The sequence below is a fragment of the Flavobacterium crassostreae genome, assembly GCF_001831475.1.
GTDB classification, from domain to species: Bacteria; Bacteroidota; Bacteroidia; order Flavobacteriales; family Flavobacteriaceae; genus Flavobacterium; species Flavobacterium crassostreae.
This window is the reverse complement of the sequence record NZ_CP017688.1, coordinates 2,374,657-2,394,132: the sequence shown is the minus strand read 5'-3', so window position 1 is coordinate 2,394,132 and position 19,476 is coordinate 2,374,657. Positions and strand designations below refer to the sequence as shown.

Sequence of the window (19,476 nt, the reverse complement as noted above, 5' to 3'; positions counted from 1 at the left end):
TTATCCCAGTATTTCTATAATTTGCGTAGCTAATTCCGTACTTATTCTGTCTTGTGCCTCTGCAGTAGCAGCACCAATATGCGGCGTTAATGAAATTTTAGGATGCATCAAGATGGTTATCTCTGGATTAGGTTCGCTCTCAAATACATCTAATCCAGCAAAGAGTACTTTACCGCTATCTAATGCTTTTATAAGTGCCACCTCATCAATAATACCACCACGAGCACAATTAACAATACCAACCCCTTCTTTCATAAGTGCCAATTCAGGATCACTAATTAAATATCCGTTTTGAGCCGGAACATGTAGACTAATAAAATCCGATTCTTTCCATACAGACTCTAAAGATTGGCTAGTTAGAGTGGTAGTAACGCTTTGTCCATCAAAAAAGTGCAGTTCAATAGCCACCTCAGACAAGATAGTATCCGTAGCAATAACACGCATGCCCAAAGCCAATGCAATCTTGGCAGTAGCTTGACCAATGCGTCCCATACCCACAATACCTAATGTTTTACCTCTCAATTCTAACCCATTTGCATAGGCTTTTTTCAAACCATCAAAGTGCGTATCTCCCTCCAGAGGCATGTTTCTGTTCGAGTCATGCAAAAAACGAACCCCAGAGAATAAATGTGCAAAAACCAATTCTGCCACAGACTCCGACGAAGCCGCAGGAGTATTAATCACCCTAATCCCTCTACTAGTGGCATACTCCACCTCAATATTATCCATTCCAACCCCACCACGACCAATAATTTTAAGATCTGGGCACGCATCAATAATATCTTTAGTAATTTTGGTAGCACTCCGTACCAATACCACACCAATCCCGTTTTGGTTAATATAATTGGCAACTTGTTCTTGAGCAACTTTGGTCGTTATTACCTCAAATCCATTTTTTTCTAGAATCGTAACGCCATTTTTTGAAATGCCATCATTAGCTAATATTTTCATTCTTTATTGTATTTATAATTTAGTCAGAATCCAAAAAATGGGTTCTTAAATTGATTTCTTTAGGAGCTATTTCCCGCTATACGTTACAATCTTTTTTATCCTGAAAAAAATCAGGATAAAAAAGGATTTTCACTGCTATCGGGGCTACAAATCCCGTATTGATTTATACCTTAGATTCTAATTCTTGCATCACCGCAACCAGTACCAGCACACTCGCAATAGGCAGCGCATTATACATCGAAGCCCTATAGCCTCCCACCGAACGATGCCCTTTTATGCCCGAAATTCCTGCAGCCTCACAAAGAGCCTCAAAAATTGGAGCATGTGCCATGTTGCGCAACAAAAAAGTAGCATTCATAGTGGATCTATCCTCCGGCCGTACCGTGCCTTCAAACAACGGATTTCGGTCAATTTCGTGGTAAAGTAATTCCGCTTTTTGGTTGTTTATTTTTTCAATAGCCGCAATTCCGCCTTGTTTTTTTAGCCATTGTAGCGTAAGCAAAGACGTATAGATCGCAAAAACAGCAGGCGTATTGTACATACTCTGGGCTTTAATCTGTTTTTCGTAATCTAAAATACTAGGAATAGCCCTAGTGGATTTGCCCAAAATTCGGTTTTTAATAACCACCAGAGTCGTTCCCGCAGGCCCTAAATTTTTTTGTGCTCCGGCATAAATCAGATCAAATTTAGAAAAATCCAGTACCCTCGAAAAAATATCCGAACTCATATCGCACACAACAGGCACCTTTGCAGCAGGAAATTCTTTCATTTGTGTTCCATAAATGGTGTTATTGCTGGTACAATGAAAATAATCTACCGCTTCCGGAACCGTGTAGCCCTTAGGGATGTAGTTGTAGTTTTGGTCCTTCGAGGATCCAACCACAACGGTTTCGCCAAAAAACGCAGCCTCTTTAATTGCGCCATTTGCCCAAGTTCCAGAGTCCAGATACGCCGCCTTGCCAGAGGTTTGCATCAAATTATACGGAACCATCATAAATTGATGGCTAGCACCACCCGATAAAAATAATGCCGTATACTCCTTAGGGTCTAGCTTCAGTAATTCTAAAACAAGTGCTCTTGCTTGTTCTATGATGGCAACAAAATCCTTACTTCGGTGCGAAATTTCTAGAATAGAGAGTCCAGAATTGTTGTAGTCTAAAACAGCCTGTGCTGCTTTTTCAAAAACTTCTTGAGCGAGTATGCAAGGTCCTGCACTGTAATTGTGTTTTTTCATAGTATAAGAGATGTCCAAAAAAGTTATAAAGCAAATTTCGGTATTGGAACACAAAGTAGTGTTAGTTTATGAATACCATTTGCATCCAAAAAAACAATTATTTATTCCAACAAAAACAACAAGGTATCTCTATTATCTGCATAATCCCATAATTTAGGTTGTTGTGTCTGGCCAAAGGCAATGCTTCCTGCAATTAAATCTTTGCTAACAATACACTGTATTTGGTCTTGTTCAGTACTTAATTTGGTTTGCAGCGCTGCAATAGTATCGTAATATTCATAAAAAACACTAGATATCGGAGAGGCATAACTTGGATCTTCTTTTAAGGTCAAAAAGCCGTTGTCTAATAACTTAAAATTACTCATCAAAAACACCGCCTTATTGTAGTCGTAATTGTTGGCGTATTTTTCGTAATGAATTACGTCTTGGTATTCAAAAATAGCTTCAAAAAAAGCATCAAAAGAATAGCCCTTTGGCACAAAAAGTTTAGAAACATTACGGCAACCCAACCCAAAATATCTAAAAATATCTGCTCCTAATGCTACCAATTCTTCTTTGGTTTCGGATCCGTTTAGTACCGCGACAGAATTTCTATTTTTTCGGATAATAGCAGGTTTGTCTTTAAAATAATATTCAAAATAGCGTGCCGTATTGTTGCTTCCGGTAGCAATTACGGTATCAAAATTTTCTAATTTTCCTTCTACAAAAGTAATTTTATCTGCAATTGGAGGAGCAATAGTACTCAAATATTTTGCCAAAAAAGGCAGCAAATGCTGGTCATTAGAAGATGTTTTGACCACCACACTATGTCCTGCTAGGAGTACACACAAAAAATCATGAAACCCCACCAATGGAATATTTCCGGCAAGGATCAAAGCAACTTTTTTGGGAGTTACGGACTCAAAATTGTAGTTCGATAACCATTGATTGAGGTTGTCTTCAGACAACGCAGTTGCCCAAGATTGAATGGAAAAATAAACTTGCTCCGGAGTATACCAACCGTTATGGGATTGTGATAATTTAATTAATTTGTTAAATTCATCAAAAAACAAATCATTTTGGAGAACATTTTTGTTTTTAATGCTTTCATTGTCAGTGAATTGATTTAAAAAACGCCCTAATTCAATGAAAATGTTTTTTTTAACTTCTAATGTCATAATGTTTGTTTATGAATTGTTTTGATTGTAATTTTGCACAAAAATAAGCATATTTAATTCTAAAGTCAAAAGGCAATACCTCAAAAGATGTAATGTCTTTGTAAATCAATTAGCGAATTGAAATTTAAGATACATCAATTTTTAAGATAAAAAAAAATGGCAATAATTATAACGGATGAATGCATTAACTGTGGTGCATGCGAACCAGAATGTCCAAACACTGCAATTTATGAAGGCGCAGATGATTGGAGATACAAAGATGGAACAAAATTAAGCGGTAAAGTGGTTTTGCCAGATGGTACCGAAGTAGATGCAGAGGATGCACAAACGCCAATCTCAGACGAAGTATATTATATTGTTCCGGGCAAATGTACGGAATGCAAAGGTTTTCATGATGAGCCACAATGTGCTGCGGTTTGTCCGGTAGATTGTTGTATACCAGATGATAACCACGTAGAGACCGAAGAAACCTTGCTGAATAGACAAGCTTTTTTACACAATGAATAATTTTGTAAATCAAATACTACTAAGAAAACCTGGATATTGTTCAGGTTTTTTTTATGGACAGAATTAAAACAGACTATTGGACTGTTTGGGTTTATAATTTTTTATAATTTTATAGTATGAAAAAATGTTTTTTCTTTTTATGGATACTCTATAGTGCTCGTATTTACAGCCAAGCAGAGGCATATTCTGTGCAGATCAAAGATATTGAAACACAGTTGCCAATTGAAAATGCTACTTTATCGGTTGTCAAAACCAAACAAATTTTGTTGAGCAACTCCCAAGGGATAGTATCTTTTGAACTAAAAGGATCTTCTAGCATTCAGGTCTCTGAGGCTACATACGAGACTTTAAATCTTAGATGGAGTGAGTTACAGCAAAATAACTATACTGTGTATCTAAAAAGTACCAGAAATGCGCTAGACGAGATTATTTTGACTACAGAAAATCCTCAAAAAATCCTCAAAAAAATTGTAGCCAATTCGATCCAAAAAATAACGGTACCAGCTCGATTAAAGGTCTACGTTAGAGAATTTTTTAAACTAAACCAGCAATATGCCTATTATAATGATGGCTTGGTTAATTTTCAGTTTTCAAAAGACCAGGATAAATTAAGTACCACTCTATTGGTAGAACAAAACAGATCGTTTGGTTTGTTGGATCAAGACATCACCGAAGATCTTTTGGGCTACAATCTGAATGATATTATGGAAAAATACTGTAGTTTTAGGTATTTAGACCCTATTTTGGAGGTAAAAAATGCCCACGAATTGGATTTTTTGATTACAGCCCCTCAGAACAACAAAAAAAACAATATCATGACCATAACGCCGCAAGATTCTTCCGAGAATTTTTTGGATACCTTTGAAATAATTTACGATACCGAAAAAAAAATAATTAAAGAATTTACCATCAAAAGAACCCCAAAAGCAACAGCAGCCCACAAGGATATTATTTTTGGTACCACTAAGCAAATCACCAATTCTTTTGTAAAAGTAAATTATAGACTCGATGATCAAGGGTATTTTTTGTTAAATGCTAACGAGAATATAGCTTATGATGTACAACTAAAAGACACCGTTAAAAATATTGAGGTACAAAATAGTTTTATTACCACCCACTTTAATAAACAAAATTTTACGTACAAAGAGAGCGATGTTTTTAAAGAAAAAACCCTTTTTAACAAAAAAAACAACATCCTTACCAATTACTGGGATTTTTCAGGTTTTATAGCCACAGAACACGAAAAGGAAATAATTGATTCTTTGCACTATAAAATGTAAGTAGTTGTATCTATAATAAAATTTTGATTGCTACATAGTATATACCAACGCAAAAGCCCATTTTATGCAGTAAAATGGGCTTTTTGGCAGGTTGCGAGTGGTGTTTATTTTTGGTATTTCTTTTTCTTTAATATATCCGAAGCAGTTTGGTAGTAAGCAATGGTTTCTTGGATTAAATCCTCACGAGGTATTTGTATTGGTTTTTGATCATAATACAATTGAAAATTAGCTGCAACTCCTTCTTTGGGCAATAAGGTTAATTGAAATTGTTTTACTTTTTGTTTTGGTGAGAGTATGGTTAAAACATTGTCTTTAATCAGACCTAAATCCTGATAAGTAGCTATCAAAGCTCTTGGTTTGTAGGTGGATTTAAGAACATCTTGACCAAAAAATTTACTTTGGTACTTAAAGTTAAGTAAACCCAAAACGGTAGGCATAATATCAATTTGAGACATTAAGTTGGGGTAGTGCTGTGGTGCAATAAATCCAGGGCTATAAACCATAGCCGGAATTCGGTATTTATCTACCGGAAGCTCTGTTTTGCCGGCACTAGATGCACAATGATCGGACAGAATAACAAAAACGGTATTGGCAAACCAAGGTTGTTTTTTGGCCATGTCAAAAAACGTTTTCAAAGCATAATCGGTATATTTTACGCCACCTTCTCTAGATTTAGTATCTGCCGGAATATCAATTTTGTGGTCAGGATAGGTAAATGGTCTGTGGTTGCTTACCGTCATCCAGTGGTTAAAAAAAGGTTTTCCGGTTTTTGCCTCAGCGTTCATTATTGTAATGGCTTTGTTGGCCATATCTTCATCACAAACTCCCCACACGTTTGAGAAAGTAATTTCTTGTGGAGTTAGGGTCTTTTTGTCTACAATATCATAGCCGTTTCCGGAAAAGAAATCTTCCATATTATCAAAAAAAGCATCCCCTCCATAGAGGTATTTTACTGTATAACCTTTGTTTTTAAAAACAGCACCAGTTGTAAATTTGTTTTTATTGTCTTTTCGTTTTACGACACTCTCACCGGCAGTAGGAGGCAAGCATAGCGTTACTGCTTCTAGACCCCGTACGGTTCTATTACCAGAGGCATACAAATTGGTGAACAACAAACTCTCTGTTGCCAATTGATCCAAAAAATGGGTGATGTTTTGGTTGTTGCCATACATTTTCATGAAATCGGCACTGTAGCTTTCAATGGTAATCAAAACCACATTTTTATGCATTTCTGCAGCGCTGTTTTTAATGTCTTGTAGTGTATATTGGCCTTTAATACCATTTATTTGAGTGCCTAATGTGGCATAAGCATCTTTCTCGGGTAGCAATTTATAAAACGTAAAATAATCCAATTCGCTATTGACAAAAGCCAGATAAAAACGGTAAATTCCGTTGGCTTGTAGTTCCTTGCTAAAGGTATTTGGCGAATTTTCCATTAGTGCCAATTTAGGAATTGCAAACAAAGACAACGCAAACAACGCAAAGTAAATAGCAGAGAGTTGTATTTTTTCTACAAAAGTAGGAATGTTTTCTAGATAACTTTTGGAGGCTCTAATTATAAAATACGAAACCACCCCAGCAAGCAAAAATAAGGTTGAAAACAAAGGAATCACTGGATAAGACTCCATAATATTGCCAATAACTTCGTTGGTGTACACTAAATAATTTACGGCAATAAAATTGTATTTTACTCCAAATTCATTCCAGAAAAAATACTCACTAATGGCGTTTTGTAAAATTAAAACCACAAACAAGAACATTACAAAGCTAAAAAGCCAAAATCTAATTTTGTCTCGGTATTTAGGAACAAATAGCAGTAAACCAAACAAAAAAGTTTTGATTCCAACAAATAGCAATCCAATTTTGGGCAAAGCTCCACCGTATTCATTAAGTATGGATTTGCCTGAGGCAAGGTATAAAAATAAAGCAATAAACAGCCCCAAAACAATATATCCATAAGGCTTGTAGTATTTGCTATTGGATATAAAAATTAAGTACAACCACAAAAAGCCACTCGCAAGAATTATTACAAAGAAATCCGAAACGATCCCTACACCAACTATTTTTAGAACCTCAAGGAGCCTAAAATTGGCTTGGGTTATGGGATGAAACAACAATACTATTCTTAGTATAAAACTTACCGAAATATAAAATAAGGTAAGGTTGTAAAAGGGAGCTAATTTTTTAAATAATGCCATAGGTTTTTTTTGGTAGCAAAGCTACGGTATTGGATAGTTAACTAACTCAAGTTTCTAAAAATAGAATTCTTAAGTTTTGCTTAATACGGTAGCCAAAACAATTTCAGGAAATTCTTTTAGTTTAAATTTGGTACAAATATATCTAACTATACGTTATTTTAGCATTAAAATAGTGCTAGGATAGGTTTTAAATTAGAAATGGAATAAAAAAAGTAAAATGCATATTTTAATTGTAGAGGACGAAGCAGGAATTTTGCAATTTTTGCAACAAGGCTTAGAAGAAGAAGGCTACTCAATTAGCAGTGCTACCCACGGCAGTAGGGCTCTTGAGCTCATTCAACAAAACCCTTTTGATCTTATTTTGCTAGATTGGATGCTTCCGGAGATAAGTGGTTTGGAGTTATGCCAAACAATCCGAGAGACCGACTTCAAAACGCCAATTATTTTTTTGACAGCCAAGGATACCGTTCAAGAAACCATTGCAGGGCTACAAGCAGGAGCCAATGATTATATCAAAAAACCATTTAGTTTTGAGGAGTTAGTAGCACGCATCAAAATACATTTTAGAAATCCCACTCAAAACCCCATACTCACCTTGGGGAGCATACAAATAGACACCAACAAACACACCGTTACCGCAAGCGGACAAGAGGTAGCACTCACTCAAAGAGAATTTGAGTTACTCACTTATTTGGTGCGTAATAAAGCAAAAGTATGTACCCGAAATCAAATAATAGAAGATGTTTGGAATATTCATTTTAATTATGATACAGGAGTTATAGATGTTTTTATCAATGCAATACGTAAAAAATTAAATTTAAAAATAGAACAAGACTACATTAAAACCATACGTGGTGTAGGATATTTAGCCAATGATTAGTTATGCAACAACTTTCTTTTAAAAACCGAATTGCTTTCAATTATATACTAACCACCGCATTATTGATTTTTGGCGTTTTTGGGGTGTTGTATTCTTTGGTGCGCCTTACTTTTTATAATGATATTGATGCCAATATTGGCATCGAAGTTAGCAACCACTTGAGTGAAATTAAAATAAATGCCAGAACGTACTGTCTTTCTCACAAAGAAGAATGGAAAGAAAGAGAACACAATACTGTAGATGTAAACCCTGTTTTTATTACTTTTATGGATCCAAAAGGGCGCGTTTTAGAAAAATCGCCCAACCTCAAAATGGATCTTTTGCATTTGCACACTGCCGTAAAAGATACCCAACTATTTGACACCACCTTATCTGGAGACAAAATACGACAAGTACAAGTGCCCATACTTTCTGAACAAGGAGTGAAGGTAGGATATATTATAGTAGCCATGTCTCTTGAAGGAGCATCCGTGGTACTCAAAAAATTAGCTCAAGTACTCCTAATTGCGTATCCATTAATTCTGGTTTTGTTATTTTTTATAGCTCGATTTATAGCTGGCCGTAGCATAAAACCCATCAGTGCCATCATTAAAACCTCTAATGTTATTACCAAAGACCACCTAACAGCTAGAATTGCGTTGCCACAAAATAAAGACGAATTGTACACCCTTTCCAAAACAATTAATCAACTATTAGACCGTATAGAATATGCCATTGCCAGAGAAAAACAATTTACCTCCGATGCTTCTCATGAATTAAGAACCCCTTTAACAGTACTCAAAGGCACCTTAGAGGTACTGATCCGAAAAACCAGAGAACCAGAAGAATACCACCAAAAAATACGTTTTTGTATCACAGAGGTAGACCGCCTGAACGATCTAGTGGATCAATTATTATTATTGGCGCGGTTTGAAAACCAAAACAAACCCCTCTTGTCAGAAAAGGTATCCTTAAACGCCCTTTTTTTGGATGGTATTGCGCACTATTCCGAAGATATTACGCAAAAAAACCTTCAATTACAGACCAATTTTACGCAAGACTATTATATCTATACCGATAGAGATTTATTCACCATATTAGTTAGTAATTTGCTTTCTAATGCAGTAAAATACTCTAATCCCAACGGTATGCTGCGCATTAGTATACACCAGCAAGCCGGCACCACAGAATGCCACATTACAGATACCGGTATTGGTATTGCCTCCCAAGATTTGGATAACGTATTTCATCCTTTTTTTAGATCCCATGCTACAGCGCATCCAGAAGTCAAGGGTACTGGTCTGGGCTTGTCTATTGTAAAAAAAATAGCCTTACTATTAGACATTAGTCTTGCGGTTACCAGCAAATTAAACCAAGGCACCACAGTGATTTTAAAACTAAGCACATCAGAACTTAAGTAATTCTTAAGGCTTTTATTAAATAGTTACTGTATTTTTGAAATGTAAAATAAAGTAAACATGCTTGAAAAAATTATCGCCTTTAGTTTAAGAAACAAATTTATTGTTTTGTTATTTACCTTAGGGATTTTTGGATTTGGATTGTATTCCGTTTTTCAAATTTCTATTGGTGCAGTTCCAGATGTTACCAATAATCAGGTACAAGTCATTACTACCTCAGAGAATCTTTCTACCCAAGATATGGAACAATACATCACTTATCCGGTAGAAATTGAAATGGCCAATTTGCCCGGAATTAAAGAAATTAGATCTGTTTCTAAATTTGGTTTGTCTGTTGTAACACTTGTTTTTGAAGACAATATGGGTACTTTTTTGCCTAGACAGTTAATTGCCGAAAAAATTAAATCTGCTTCAGACAAAATTCCGGCTGGTTTTGGAACACCAGAAATGGGCCCTATAACCACAGGACTAGGAGAGATTTACCAATATACCTTAGAGGTAAAACCCGAGTTTAAAAACCAATATACCGCAACCGATTTACGAACAATTCAGGATTGGGTTATTAAACGGCAGCTCTCTGGTATAAAAGGAGTGGTAGAAATAAATACTTGGGGTGGGTATTTAAAGCAATACGAGATTGCCATTAATCCATCCAAGTTAAATGCCATGCATGTGAGTACACAAGCAGTTTTTGAGGCACTTGAAAACAACAATAGTATTGCAGGTGGTGCGTATATCGAAAAAGTAAATCAAAGTTATTTTATACGTGGCGAAGGAAAAGTACACTCGTTACAAGATATAGAAAATATTGTTGTAGAAAACACCAACGGCACCCCAATTTATATTAAAAATGTTGCCCAAGTACGCTTTGGTCACGCCAATCGTTTTGGAGCAATAACCGGAAACGGCGAAGGCGAAAAAGTATTGGGTCAAGTGATGATGCTTAAAGGTGCCAACTCAAAGCAGGTTATTAATGATGTTAAAGCTCGAATTGCCAATATAGAAAAAACCTTGCCCGAGGGTGTCTATATTAACGGCTTTCTAGAACGAAGCGAATTAGTGGCAAAAACCACTTTTACCGTGGCCGAAAACCTTATTTTGGGTTGTTTGATTGTTATTTTTGTAGTAGTGCTATTATTAGGAAACTGGCGTTCTGGATTAGTGGTTGCTTCTGTAATACCGCTATGTTTACTTTTTGCCATTTCACTAATGAATATTTTTGGAATAGATGCCAATTTAATGAGTCTAGGAGCCATTGATTTTGGAATCATCATTGATGGAGCCGTTATTATTGTTGAGTTTATCGCTTTTCAAATAGCCAGTAAATCAGCACAATTAGGAACTCTTTCTAAAGAAGATAAGCAAAATGAAATAGATCAGATTACTTATAAAAGTGCTTCAAAAATGATGAATTCGGCTATTTTTGGACAACTAATTATTCTGATTGTATTTATCCCAATTCTATCTCTTTCTGGCATTGAAGGTAAAATGTTCAAACCAATGGCAATGACGTTTAGTTTTGCTTTAGTAGGAGCAATGCTTTTTTGTTTTACGTATGTGCCAGTAGTTGCTTCGTTGTTTTTAAAACCCAAAGAACAAAATCCTAATTCTTTTTCGGCAAAATTACTACATAAATTGAATTCTGGATATTTACCTCTAATTACTTGGTCTTTAAAATATACCAAAAAAGTATTGTACGGTGCGGCAGTATTATTAGTTGCGGCAGTAGCACTATTTGCCACTATGGGAGGAGAGTTTATACCAACATTAGATGAAGGTGATTTTGTAATTCAACCTGTTTTAAAAACAGGAACTTCATTGACTAAAACCATTGCAACAACTACTAAAATAGAGCAAATAATACTTAAAAACTTTCCAGAAGTAGAACAAGTGGTCAGTAGGATAGGCGCTGCAGAGGTACCAACAGATCCCATGAGTATGGAAGAGAGCGATGTTATTGTGAAGCTAAAGCCAAAATCGGAATGGGTTTCTGCGTCCAGTAAAGACGAATTGGCCGATAAAATAAAAGCAGCTATCGTAAAACAAATTCCAAATATGGAAATAGAATTTACACAACCTATAGAAATGCGTTTCAACGAATTGATTTCTGGAACCCGATCGGATGTTGCGGTCAAAATATTTGGCGAAGATTTGGATATTTTAGCCCAGAAAGCACAAGAAATTAAAACAGCCATTCAACACATTGAAGGTGCCTCCGATGTCATTATCGAAAAAACAGAAGGCTTGCCGCAAATGATAGTTCGGTATGATCGATCAAAAATAGCCCGATATGGTTTGAATATATCGGATTTGAACAACATGATAGCGCTTGGGTTTGCCGGAAAAACGGTAGGAAATGTTTTTGAAGGAGAAAAACGGTTTGATATGGTTGTCCGTCTGGATTCCAAAAACCGACGCACTATTGAGGATTTAAAAAACCTGTACATAACCACACCAACAGCACAGCAAATTCCGTTGCAAGAACTGGCAACGATTACTTACTCCGAAGGTCCTGCAAAAATATCTAGAGACAATACCAACCGCAGAGTTGTGGTAGGGATCAACGTTAGAAATAGAGACCTACAAAGCGTTGTTACAGACATTCAAAAAAGTATTGCCACCAAAGTAAGCTTGCCTACGGGCTATTATGTGCAATATGGAGGACAATTTGAAAACCTACAGAGTGCCAAGGCCAGATTAATGATTGCTGTTCCAATCGCATTGCTTTTAATTTTTATCTTGCTGTATTTTGCTTTTGGTTCCATCAAAGAAGCCTTAATGGTTTATTCTGCCATACCACTTTCGGCCGTGGGAGGCGTGTTGTTTTTATGGATGCGAGGTTTGCCTTTCAGTATATCAGCAGGAGTAGGGTTTATAGCGCTCTTTGGTATTGCCGTTTTAAACGGGATTGTATTGATTGAACATTTTAAAGAATTAAAACATCAAGGAATGAAAAACATTGATGAACTCATATTAAAAGGAACCACAGACCGGTTACGTCCGGTATTACTTACGGCTGCTGCGGCTGCGCTTGGTTTTTTACCTATGGCCATTTCCTCTTCTGCAGGTGCGGAAGTACAAAGACCCTTGGCAACAGTAGTTATTGGAGGATTATTTACCGCCACAATTTTGACCATGATCGTATTGCCAGTTTTGTTTAAGGTATTGAATCAAAAAGAATTTAAAAAACCAAAACCTAACCAATCAAATAGTGCCATTGCATTGCTTTTATTGCTTTTATGTAGTCCTTTTGCCTTTGCGCAAAAACCCAACTCAGAATTGGATAGTTTGATAGCCATTGGAGTACAAAATAACAAAGCACTAAAGGCGCAGCAGTTGCAAGTAGACAAGTACCAAGCCCATATTCCAAGCGCATATACCTTCGAAAAAGCGACCGTTTATTACAATTATGATGCTAATAATTTAGCCAATAATGATTCTCCATTAAAGGTTTTTGGCATACAACAGCGTATTGCTTTTCCGACCGTTTATGGAGCCCAAAAAAGAGTAAATCAAGCCGAATACCAACAAGTGAAAGCAAATTATGCATTGCAAAAAAATGCTGTAGCCCTAGAAATTTCTAAAACCTATTATCAGATTGTATATTTACAAAATCAAGAAAAACGCTACTTTTATTTGGATAGCTTGTATCAAAACTTTTCTAAAGCAAGTGACCGCCGTTTTGAACTAGGCGAAACAAATTATCTCGAAAAAATTACTGCAGAAGCCAAGTTTAGACAAATAAAAACAAAGCTTTCTCAAATTGAAAATGATAAAAATGCACAGTATGATGTATTGTATTCATTAATTCAAACAGATAAAAAAAATGTAATTAAAAATAATTCAATAACACCAGTAATAGTTCTAACGGAAGAATTAAGTAAAAATATTCATACAGCATATTTAGAGAGTGTCACTAATAATTATAAGAGCCAAGTTAGACTTCAAAAACAACATTGGTTACCTGATTTGAATATGGAATATTTTAGAGGATCTAATAAAGGATTATCACAATCATTGAATGGTTTTCAAATTGGAATAGGTGTCCCTATTTTATTTTCAGGGAATGTTTCAAAATCAAAAGCGGCACAACTGGAGTTGCAAAGTTGGGAACAACAAAAACAGAATGAAGAGCAAAAACGGGAACAGTTTGTTAACCAAAAAAAGAACGAATTAGCAAAATATCAGCAAGCTATCAATTATTATAACCAATACGGAAAAAAATTATCGGACGAAATAATTAAAGTAGCAGATAGAAGTTATAAACATGGCGAAATTGATTTTTTTCAATACATACAAAGTCTAGAGAATGCAACTGCTATCCAAGTAGAATATTTAGACAATGTACTTCAATTCAATCAAATTCAATTAGATACACAATACCTTAATTTCTAATAAAGTAAAAAATGAAAAAATCAATATATATACTAGCCTTGTCTGTCGTTTTATTTTCGTGTAAGGAAACCAAAACAGAAGAAACAGCTGTTAAAGAAGATACTGTAATTTCGGTTACCACAACACAATTTAAATCTTCGGCAATGGAAATTGCCAATCCAACCGAACAAGATTTTGAAGTAACCGTAAGAACATCCGGTAAGATTGATGTTCCGCCACAAAACAGAGCTAAAGTAACCACATTTGTTGGAGGTAATGTAAAATCAACTAGATTGTTAGTTGGTGATAAAGTGACAAAAGGACAAGCTTTGTTAACATTAGAAAATACAGAATTTCTGGATATTCAAAAAGAGTATCTTGAGGTGGCTGAACAGATTAATTATTTAAAATCCGAATACGAACGTCAGAAAACCTTATTTGACGAAAAAATCACTTCTCAAAAAAACTATCTGAAAGCCGAGAGTGATTATCGTAAAACCAAAGGAATGTACCAAAGTCTCAAAGCAAAATTAAAGATGCTAAACATTAGTCCTGCAAATGTAGAACAAGGCAAATTGACCTCGGTAATTACTATTTTTTCTCCCATATCTGGAGATATTGTTGTAATGAATGCCAATGTTGGAGCATATGTGGCCGCTACAGATGTGCTGCTAGAAATTATTCAGACAGACCATTTGCATCTTGAATTAGATATATTCGAAAAAGATATTCTGAAGATAAAAGAAGGTCAGAAAATTAATTTTACTGTTCCAGAAGCTTCAAAAGATGTGTTTGATGCTGAGGTTTATTTAGTAGGAAAATCCATTGAAGGCAACAACAGAACCATCAATGTGCACGGCCATTTGGATGAAAGTATAAAACAACAATTACTAACCGGAATGTTTGTAGAAGCTGCCATTGTGGTAGATTCAAAAAAAGGCATGGCAATACCAACCGAAGCATTAATAACAGAGAATAATAAATATTCCGTACTTTTATTGAGTGAAGAAAAAAATAATAGTTTTTTCTTTAAAAAAGTACCTGTTAAAATTGGGGAGAAATCAGAAAAATTTGTTGAACTTATTCCAGGTAATCAAATAAATTCTACTTCAAAAATATTGACCAAAGGTGTTTTTGATTTAGTTAATTAATACTAAAAATATGGATTTAAATAAACTAAAAGGGCAACTACAAACGGAAGTTGACACCGCTTTTTTGTATGATAGTATTGCTGCCATACAAACGAATGATAATTTAGTTCGTGTACTACAGAGTTTAGGTGAAATTGAAAAAGGACATGCTAAACATATGCTTGATAAAGTAGTAGGTTTAGAACCTAATTACAAAATGCCATTACCATCATCTAGAGCTAAACTTCAGTTGAAATTAGGGAAGATTTTTGGATACGGTTCAATAATCAGCAGTTTATCAAGTGTTGAAAAACAATTTGCAGCCAACGCCATAAAAAATAAAATTGAAAGTGGAGAAAAACCAACAGGTTTTGAACATAATCATCTTAAAATAATTGAGGCTGTAAACAATAATGCCGCTTTAAATGTTTCTGGAGGATTTCTTTCTAAATTCGAAAGTCGCCATAAATCAGTAGGGGGGAATGCACTTAGAGCTGCTGTTTTAGGCTCGAATGACGGATTGGTCTCTAATATGAGTTTGGTAATGGGAGTTGCAGGAGCAGCCGTTTCTAATAATACTATTTTATTGACAGGATCCGCTGGTCTTTTGGCGGGAGCTATTTCGATGGCGTTAGGCGAATGGCTTTCTGTACAAAGTTCAAGAGAATTAAATCAACGCCAAATAGAACTAGAAACCGAGGAATTAGAGGCTTCTCCTGAAGAAGAAAAAAAGGAGTTAGTCTTGTTATATCAGGCAAAAGGAATGAATGCAGTTGAAGCACAAAAATTAGCAGATAAAGCATTTGAAAGCCCTGAAACAGCTATTGATGCAATAATTACGGAAGAATTAGGTATTGACAAGAAAGAATTGGGAGGCTCGGCTTGGGAAGCTGCAATTGCCTCATTTATTCTATTTGCTATAGGAGCAATTATACCTTTGTATCCTTTTATTTTTTTAACAGGAAAAAACGCTATATATTTAAGTGTTGGTAGTAGTGTACTAGGGCTTTTTGGAATAGGAGCAGCGATTACTTTATTAACAGGGAGAAGCGTGTTGTTTTCTGGCATGAGACAGGTGTCATTTGGATTAGCAGCTGCAGCTATAACTTATGGAATCGGATCCTTAATTGGTGTTTCATTAGCAGGATAAATTGATTAAGTTTGTTATCTATTAATTATACCATTAAAATTATAAAACTATGAATGATGCACATTTACACCTACTAGTAAACCATTTCCCAATTATTGGAACCATATTTGCCTTCGGGATTTTGGCCACTGCAATGCTCTTAAAGAATACTACCATCAAAAACGTAGCGTATGTTTTGTTTGTATTGGTGGCTATTTTTGGCGCATTAAGCATGGCAACAGGAGAAGGAGCCGAAGAAGTAGTAGAAGAGCTGCCTGCAATTGGACACCAGATTATTCATGAACACGAAGAATTGGCAGAAAAATTGGCAATTCTGCTGTATGCTTTAGGCGGTTTTTCTGTGTTAGGACTTTATTTAAATTTCAAAAAAAATAGCAAAGAAACATTAATTTCTTTTATTGTATTGGTTTTGGCTGTTAGTAGTATTTTTCTGGCGCAAAAAGTAGGTACTTCAGGTGGAGAAATCCGACATACCGAAATCCGTTAGAACGCCTTATTTATGGTAGAGTATATACGGGTTTTTGTTAAAATAAAATTAAACAGTAAAGATTTTATTTTAACAAAAAGTAAATAATACGTTAAATTATTTTTCCTATTCTTAAAAAATAAAATATATTTACAGTCGTAAAAACATTTTTATCTTGGTATGCCATTGATTTAAAGTGGATTATTAAATGAGGATTAAAATGTTTTTTACATAACTTTAAATGTATAAATACATGAAAAAAATTTTAATTATTTGCTCTTTTTTAAGCGTTTTTAATGCTTTTTCTCAAGGAAAAATAGCCGAAAAAGTACTAAAAAACCACCAAGCACAGAAAGGAATTAGTGCGTATCAAATTTTTGATTATTCTAAAAATGTAACTTCTAAATCCAGTGCAGAAGCACAAATTGGAGCCACGTATTTGACACTCTCCGATGCTAGTTTTCAGGAATTATATACGCAGAGTAAACCAAATATAGAACTTACGGTGCCTTATAACGGCAAAAATCTAATTTTACAGCTCTATAAAGAAACTATTTTTGCAGATGGATTTACACAAATTATTGCAACATCTAAAACCGCAAGCACTAAAACTTCGGGCGTTTTTTATAAAGGGATTATAAAAGGAGATCTAACTTCTGTGGTTTCTATAAATATCTTTGATGACCAAATAAATGGTTTGATCTCGTCCAAGGAACACGGTTTTGGAAACTTAGTTTTGGGCAAAAGTACGGGGCTACAAAATAAATCTAATTATGTTGTGTATTCGGATGCAAATCTAAACCAACCTATTGCCGCTCCTTGTCAAACTCCAGGTAATTCTAAACCGTTGCCTTTGTCTGCATTACAAAAAATAGATCGATCTGCAGCAACAAAATGCGTTTCTGTTTATGTGGAAGTAGATTACGATATTTACAAACAAAATGGCAATAATGTTACCCAAACCACCAATTGGGCCTTATCGGTTTTTAATAATTCGCAGACATTATACGAAAACGACGGAATTAGTATTCGCCTACAGGCAATAAAGATTTGGGATACTTCGGATCCATACCAAGGAACTTCTTCGGTTCAAAACGTACAATCTTTCCGTAGTTACAATACCTCTTTTGTTGGAGATGTTGCTTTATTAATTGCAAATGATCCAGGAGGACTCGGAGGTGTGGCTTTGGGTATTGGTACTATGTGTACGCCAAATTCTTACGCATACGCAGATGTGGATGTAAATTACAATCAATTTCCTACCTATTCTTGGACCGTGGGGGTAGTTGCCCACGAACTCGGGCATGTATTGGGTTCGCCCCACACCCATGCTTGTGTTTGGAACGGAAACAACACGGCAATTGACAATTGTGGGCCTGTAGGGTTTCCGGGTTATGGCGGTGATGAATGTTTAACCAATCCACCCACACTACCGTATCAAGAAAAAGGAACCATTATGAGTTATTGCCATGGCGTTAGCTCTGTAGGAATTTCTTTTGCTAATGGTTTTGGAGCACAACCCCGTACTGCAATACAAAATGCAGTTAACAGATCCAACTGTTTAAGCTCTAGTTGTGTAACTACTCCGGTTAGTCCAACGGCAGCTTTTAGCGCAGATGCTACTGCAATTTGTTTAGGCAAATCAGTAAAATTCAAAGATACCTCTACCGGATCTCCAACCTCTTGGGCATGGACTTTTCAGGGAGGAACTCCTGCTACAGCCACTACCCAAAATCCTGTTGTAACCTATTCAAATTCAGGAACGTATACCGTAACCCTAAAAGTAACTAATGCACAAGGAACCAATACCAAGCAATCGATTGGATATATTAATGTTGGGCAAACCAGCTCTGTGATGCCAAACGAAAACTTTGGAGGTGTATTTCCTCCCCAAAATTGGAGTATTTCTAATCCGGACAATGGACTTACTTGGGAAAAACGTTCGGATGTTGGCAACGGAGACAAAGCATGTATGATCATGAATAATGCAGACAATCCAACCATTGGAGAACAAGACATTATTAGATTGCCTTATTATAACTTTACCTCTTTAAAATCAGGAAAATTATTTTTTGACATTGCCTATACGCAATTTGATGCTTCGAGTGCAGATGTTTTAAAAGTGCAAGTATCCGAAAATTGTGGTACCAACTGGACCGACGTGTACTCCAAAACACACACCCAACTAGAAACCGTTGTGGTTCCAACAGCAGATTCTAATGCTTGGATCCCTACTAAAGCTTCAGACTGGCGCAAAGAAACCATTGATTTAAGTGACTATGACGGAAAAGAAAGTGTTTCTATACGTTTTTTAAATACTTCGGGCTATGGTACCCGTATTTGGATAGACAATTTATTGATAGAAAATGGCTCTATATTGGGGACCCATTCTTTAAATTATAGTTCTGAGGTGTCTTTATATCCTAGTCCTTCAACAGGAATATTTAATCTAAACTTCCCGGAATTAGGAAAAGACTACCAAGTTAAAATATACAACTTAGCCGGACAACAAATCTTTGCAACTAGCTTTACAGAAATTTCGGTTTCTGAACACAAGATAAACCTACAAGCTCAACCCAAAGGACTTTATTTGGTTACCGTACAATCCAACCAAAAAGAATCGGTTTTAAAAGTACTAATACAATAACGTAATTTTAAGAACATCCAAAAGCCTCTTAGAATTTCAGAGAGGCTTTTGCATACAAAACAGATGGCAATTTGTTTTTTTAACAAAATAGCAACATTAAGTTAA

At 35.6% G+C, this 19,476-nt stretch carries 13 protein-coding genes; 9 read left to right on the top strand and 4 right to left on the bottom strand.

The window, feature by feature from the left end; all coding sequences use genetic code 11:
* The 3 genes from LB076_RS10720 to LB076_RS10710 form a co-directional block, all read right to left on the bottom strand.
* The gene (locus LB076_RS10720; RefSeq protein WP_066334414.1) at nucleotides 1-951 is read right to left on the bottom strand and encodes a D-2-hydroxyacid dehydrogenase; all 951 of its coding nucleotides are present in this window, start codon (nucleotides 949-951) and stop codon (nucleotides 1-3) included.
* A 163-nt stretch (nucleotides 952-1,114) separates the two neighbouring features.
* A complete protein-coding gene (gene serC, locus LB076_RS10715) occupies nucleotides 1,115-2,185 on the bottom strand; it encodes a 3-phosphoserine/phosphohydroxythreonine transaminase (RefSeq protein ID WP_066334411.1) in 1,071 nt (356 codons plus the stop codon).
* Nucleotides 2,186-2,286: 101 nt separating this feature from the next.
* Complete coding sequence (locus LB076_RS10710; RefSeq protein WP_066334409.1) at nucleotides 2,287-3,342, bottom strand: acyl-CoA reductase; 1,056 nt, start codon at nucleotides 3,340-3,342, stop codon at nucleotides 2,287-2,289.
* A 156-nt stretch (nucleotides 3,343-3,498) separates the two neighbouring features.
* Here LB076_RS10710 and LB076_RS10705 point away from each other — a divergent pair, with 156 nt between their 5' ends.
* Both LB076_RS10705 and LB076_RS10700 read left to right on the top strand, forming a co-directional pair.
* The gene (locus tag LB076_RS10705) at nucleotides 3,499-3,849 is read left to right on the top strand and encodes a 4Fe-4S dicluster domain-containing protein (RefSeq protein WP_066334407.1); all 351 of its coding nucleotides are present in this window, start codon (nucleotides 3,499-3,501) and stop codon (nucleotides 3,847-3,849) included.
* A gap of 116 nt (nucleotides 3,850-3,965) precedes the next feature.
* Entirely contained in the window at nucleotides 3,966-5,129 is a 1,164-nt protein-coding gene (locus LB076_RS10700; RefSeq protein WP_066334404.1) for a hypothetical protein, read from the top strand.
* A gap of 104 nt (nucleotides 5,130-5,233) precedes the next feature.
* Here LB076_RS10700 and LB076_RS10695 read toward each other — a convergent pair whose 3' ends face one another.
* Nucleotides 5,234-7,327, bottom strand: a complete 2,094-nt coding sequence (locus tag LB076_RS10695) for an LTA synthase family protein (RefSeq protein WP_066334401.1) — start codon at nucleotides 7,325-7,327, stop codon at nucleotides 5,234-5,236.
* 217 nt (nucleotides 7,328-7,544) lie between these two features.
* On the opposite strand from LB076_RS10695, the gene LB076_RS10690 reads away from it, so the two are divergent.
* The 7 genes from LB076_RS10690 (at nucleotide 7,545) to LB076_RS10660 (ending at nucleotide 19,371) form a co-directional block, all read left to right on the top strand.
* Nucleotides 7,545-8,207, top strand: a complete 663-nt coding sequence (locus LB076_RS10690; RefSeq protein ID WP_066334395.1) for a response regulator transcription factor — start codon at nucleotides 7,545-7,547, stop codon at nucleotides 8,205-8,207.
* Nucleotides 8,208-8,209: 2 nt separating this feature from the next.
* A complete protein-coding gene (locus LB076_RS10685) occupies nucleotides 8,210-9,607 on the top strand; it encodes a sensor histidine kinase (protein ID WP_066334393.1) in 1,398 nt (465 codons plus the stop codon).
* 57 nt (nucleotides 9,608-9,664) lie between these two features.
* Nucleotides 9,665-13,999: a CusA/CzcA family heavy metal efflux RND transporter gene (locus LB076_RS10680; RefSeq protein ID WP_066334389.1), complete on the top strand. Its 4,335-nt coding sequence runs from the start codon at nucleotides 9,665-9,667 to the stop codon at nucleotides 13,997-13,999.
* Nucleotides 14,000-14,010: 11 nt separating this feature from the next.
* Nucleotides 14,011-15,129 carry an efflux RND transporter periplasmic adaptor subunit gene (locus LB076_RS10675; RefSeq protein ID WP_066334388.1) on the top strand — a complete coding sequence of 373 codons (1,119 nt, stop codon included), beginning with the start codon at nucleotides 14,011-14,013 and terminating at the stop codon, nucleotides 15,127-15,129.
* Nucleotides 15,130-15,139: 10 nt separating this feature from the next.
* The gene (locus tag LB076_RS10670; protein WP_066334386.1) at nucleotides 15,140-16,258 is read left to right on the top strand and encodes a VIT1/CCC1 transporter family protein; all 1,119 of its coding nucleotides are present in this window, start codon (nucleotides 15,140-15,142) and stop codon (nucleotides 16,256-16,258) included.
* Nucleotides 16,259-16,307: 49 nt separating this feature from the next.
* Nucleotides 16,308-16,745 (top strand): hypothetical protein, encoded by a 438-nt coding sequence (locus tag LB076_RS10665; protein ID WP_066334382.1) that lies wholly within the window; start codon nucleotides 16,308-16,310, stop codon nucleotides 16,743-16,745.
* Nucleotides 16,746-16,977: 232 nt separating this feature from the next.
* Nucleotides 16,978-19,371, top strand: a complete 2,394-nt coding sequence (locus tag LB076_RS10660; protein ID WP_066334377.1) for a M12 family metallo-peptidase — start codon at nucleotides 16,978-16,980, stop codon at nucleotides 19,369-19,371.
* Nucleotides 19,372-19,476: the final 105 nt, after the last annotated feature.

Excerpts from the sequence above, each read along its gene's own strand:
- LB076_RS10720 (WP_066334414.1), bottom strand. The coding sequence starts at position 951 with ATGAAAATATTAGCTAATGATGGCATTTCAAAAAATGGCGTTACGATT.
- serC (WP_066334411.1), bottom strand. The coding sequence starts at position 2,185 with ATGAAAAAACACAATTACAGTGCAGGACCTTGCATACTCGCTCAAGAA.
- LB076_RS10710 (WP_066334409.1), bottom strand. The coding sequence starts at position 3,342 with ATGACATTAGAAGTTAAAAAAAACATTTTCATTGAATTAGGGCGTTTT.
- LB076_RS10705 (WP_066334407.1), top strand. The coding sequence starts at position 3,499 with ATGGCAATAATTATAACGGATGAATGCATTAACTGTGGTGCATGCGAA.
- LB076_RS10700 (WP_066334404.1), top strand. The coding sequence starts at position 3,966 with ATGAAAAAATGTTTTTTCTTTTTATGGATACTCTATAGTGCTCGTATT.
- LB076_RS10695 (WP_066334401.1), bottom strand. The coding sequence starts at position 7,327 with ATGGCATTATTTAAAAAATTAGCTCCCTTTTACAACCTTACCTTATTT.
- LB076_RS10690 (WP_066334395.1), top strand. The coding sequence starts at position 7,545 with ATGCATATTTTAATTGTAGAGGACGAAGCAGGAATTTTGCAATTTTTG.
- LB076_RS10685 (WP_066334393.1), top strand. The coding sequence starts at position 8,210 with ATGCAACAACTTTCTTTTAAAAACCGAATTGCTTTCAATTATATACTA.
- LB076_RS10680 (WP_066334389.1), top strand. The coding sequence starts at position 9,665 with ATGCTTGAAAAAATTATCGCCTTTAGTTTAAGAAACAAATTTATTGTT.
- LB076_RS10675 (WP_066334388.1), top strand. The coding sequence starts at position 14,011 with ATGAAAAAATCAATATATATACTAGCCTTGTCTGTCGTTTTATTTTCG.
- LB076_RS10670 (WP_066334386.1), top strand. The coding sequence starts at position 15,140 with ATGGATTTAAATAAACTAAAAGGGCAACTACAAACGGAAGTTGACACC.
- LB076_RS10665 (WP_066334382.1), top strand. The coding sequence starts at position 16,308 with ATGAATGATGCACATTTACACCTACTAGTAAACCATTTCCCAATTATT.
- LB076_RS10660 (WP_066334377.1), top strand. The coding sequence starts at position 16,978 with ATGAAAAAAATTTTAATTATTTGCTCTTTTTTAAGCGTTTTTAATGCT.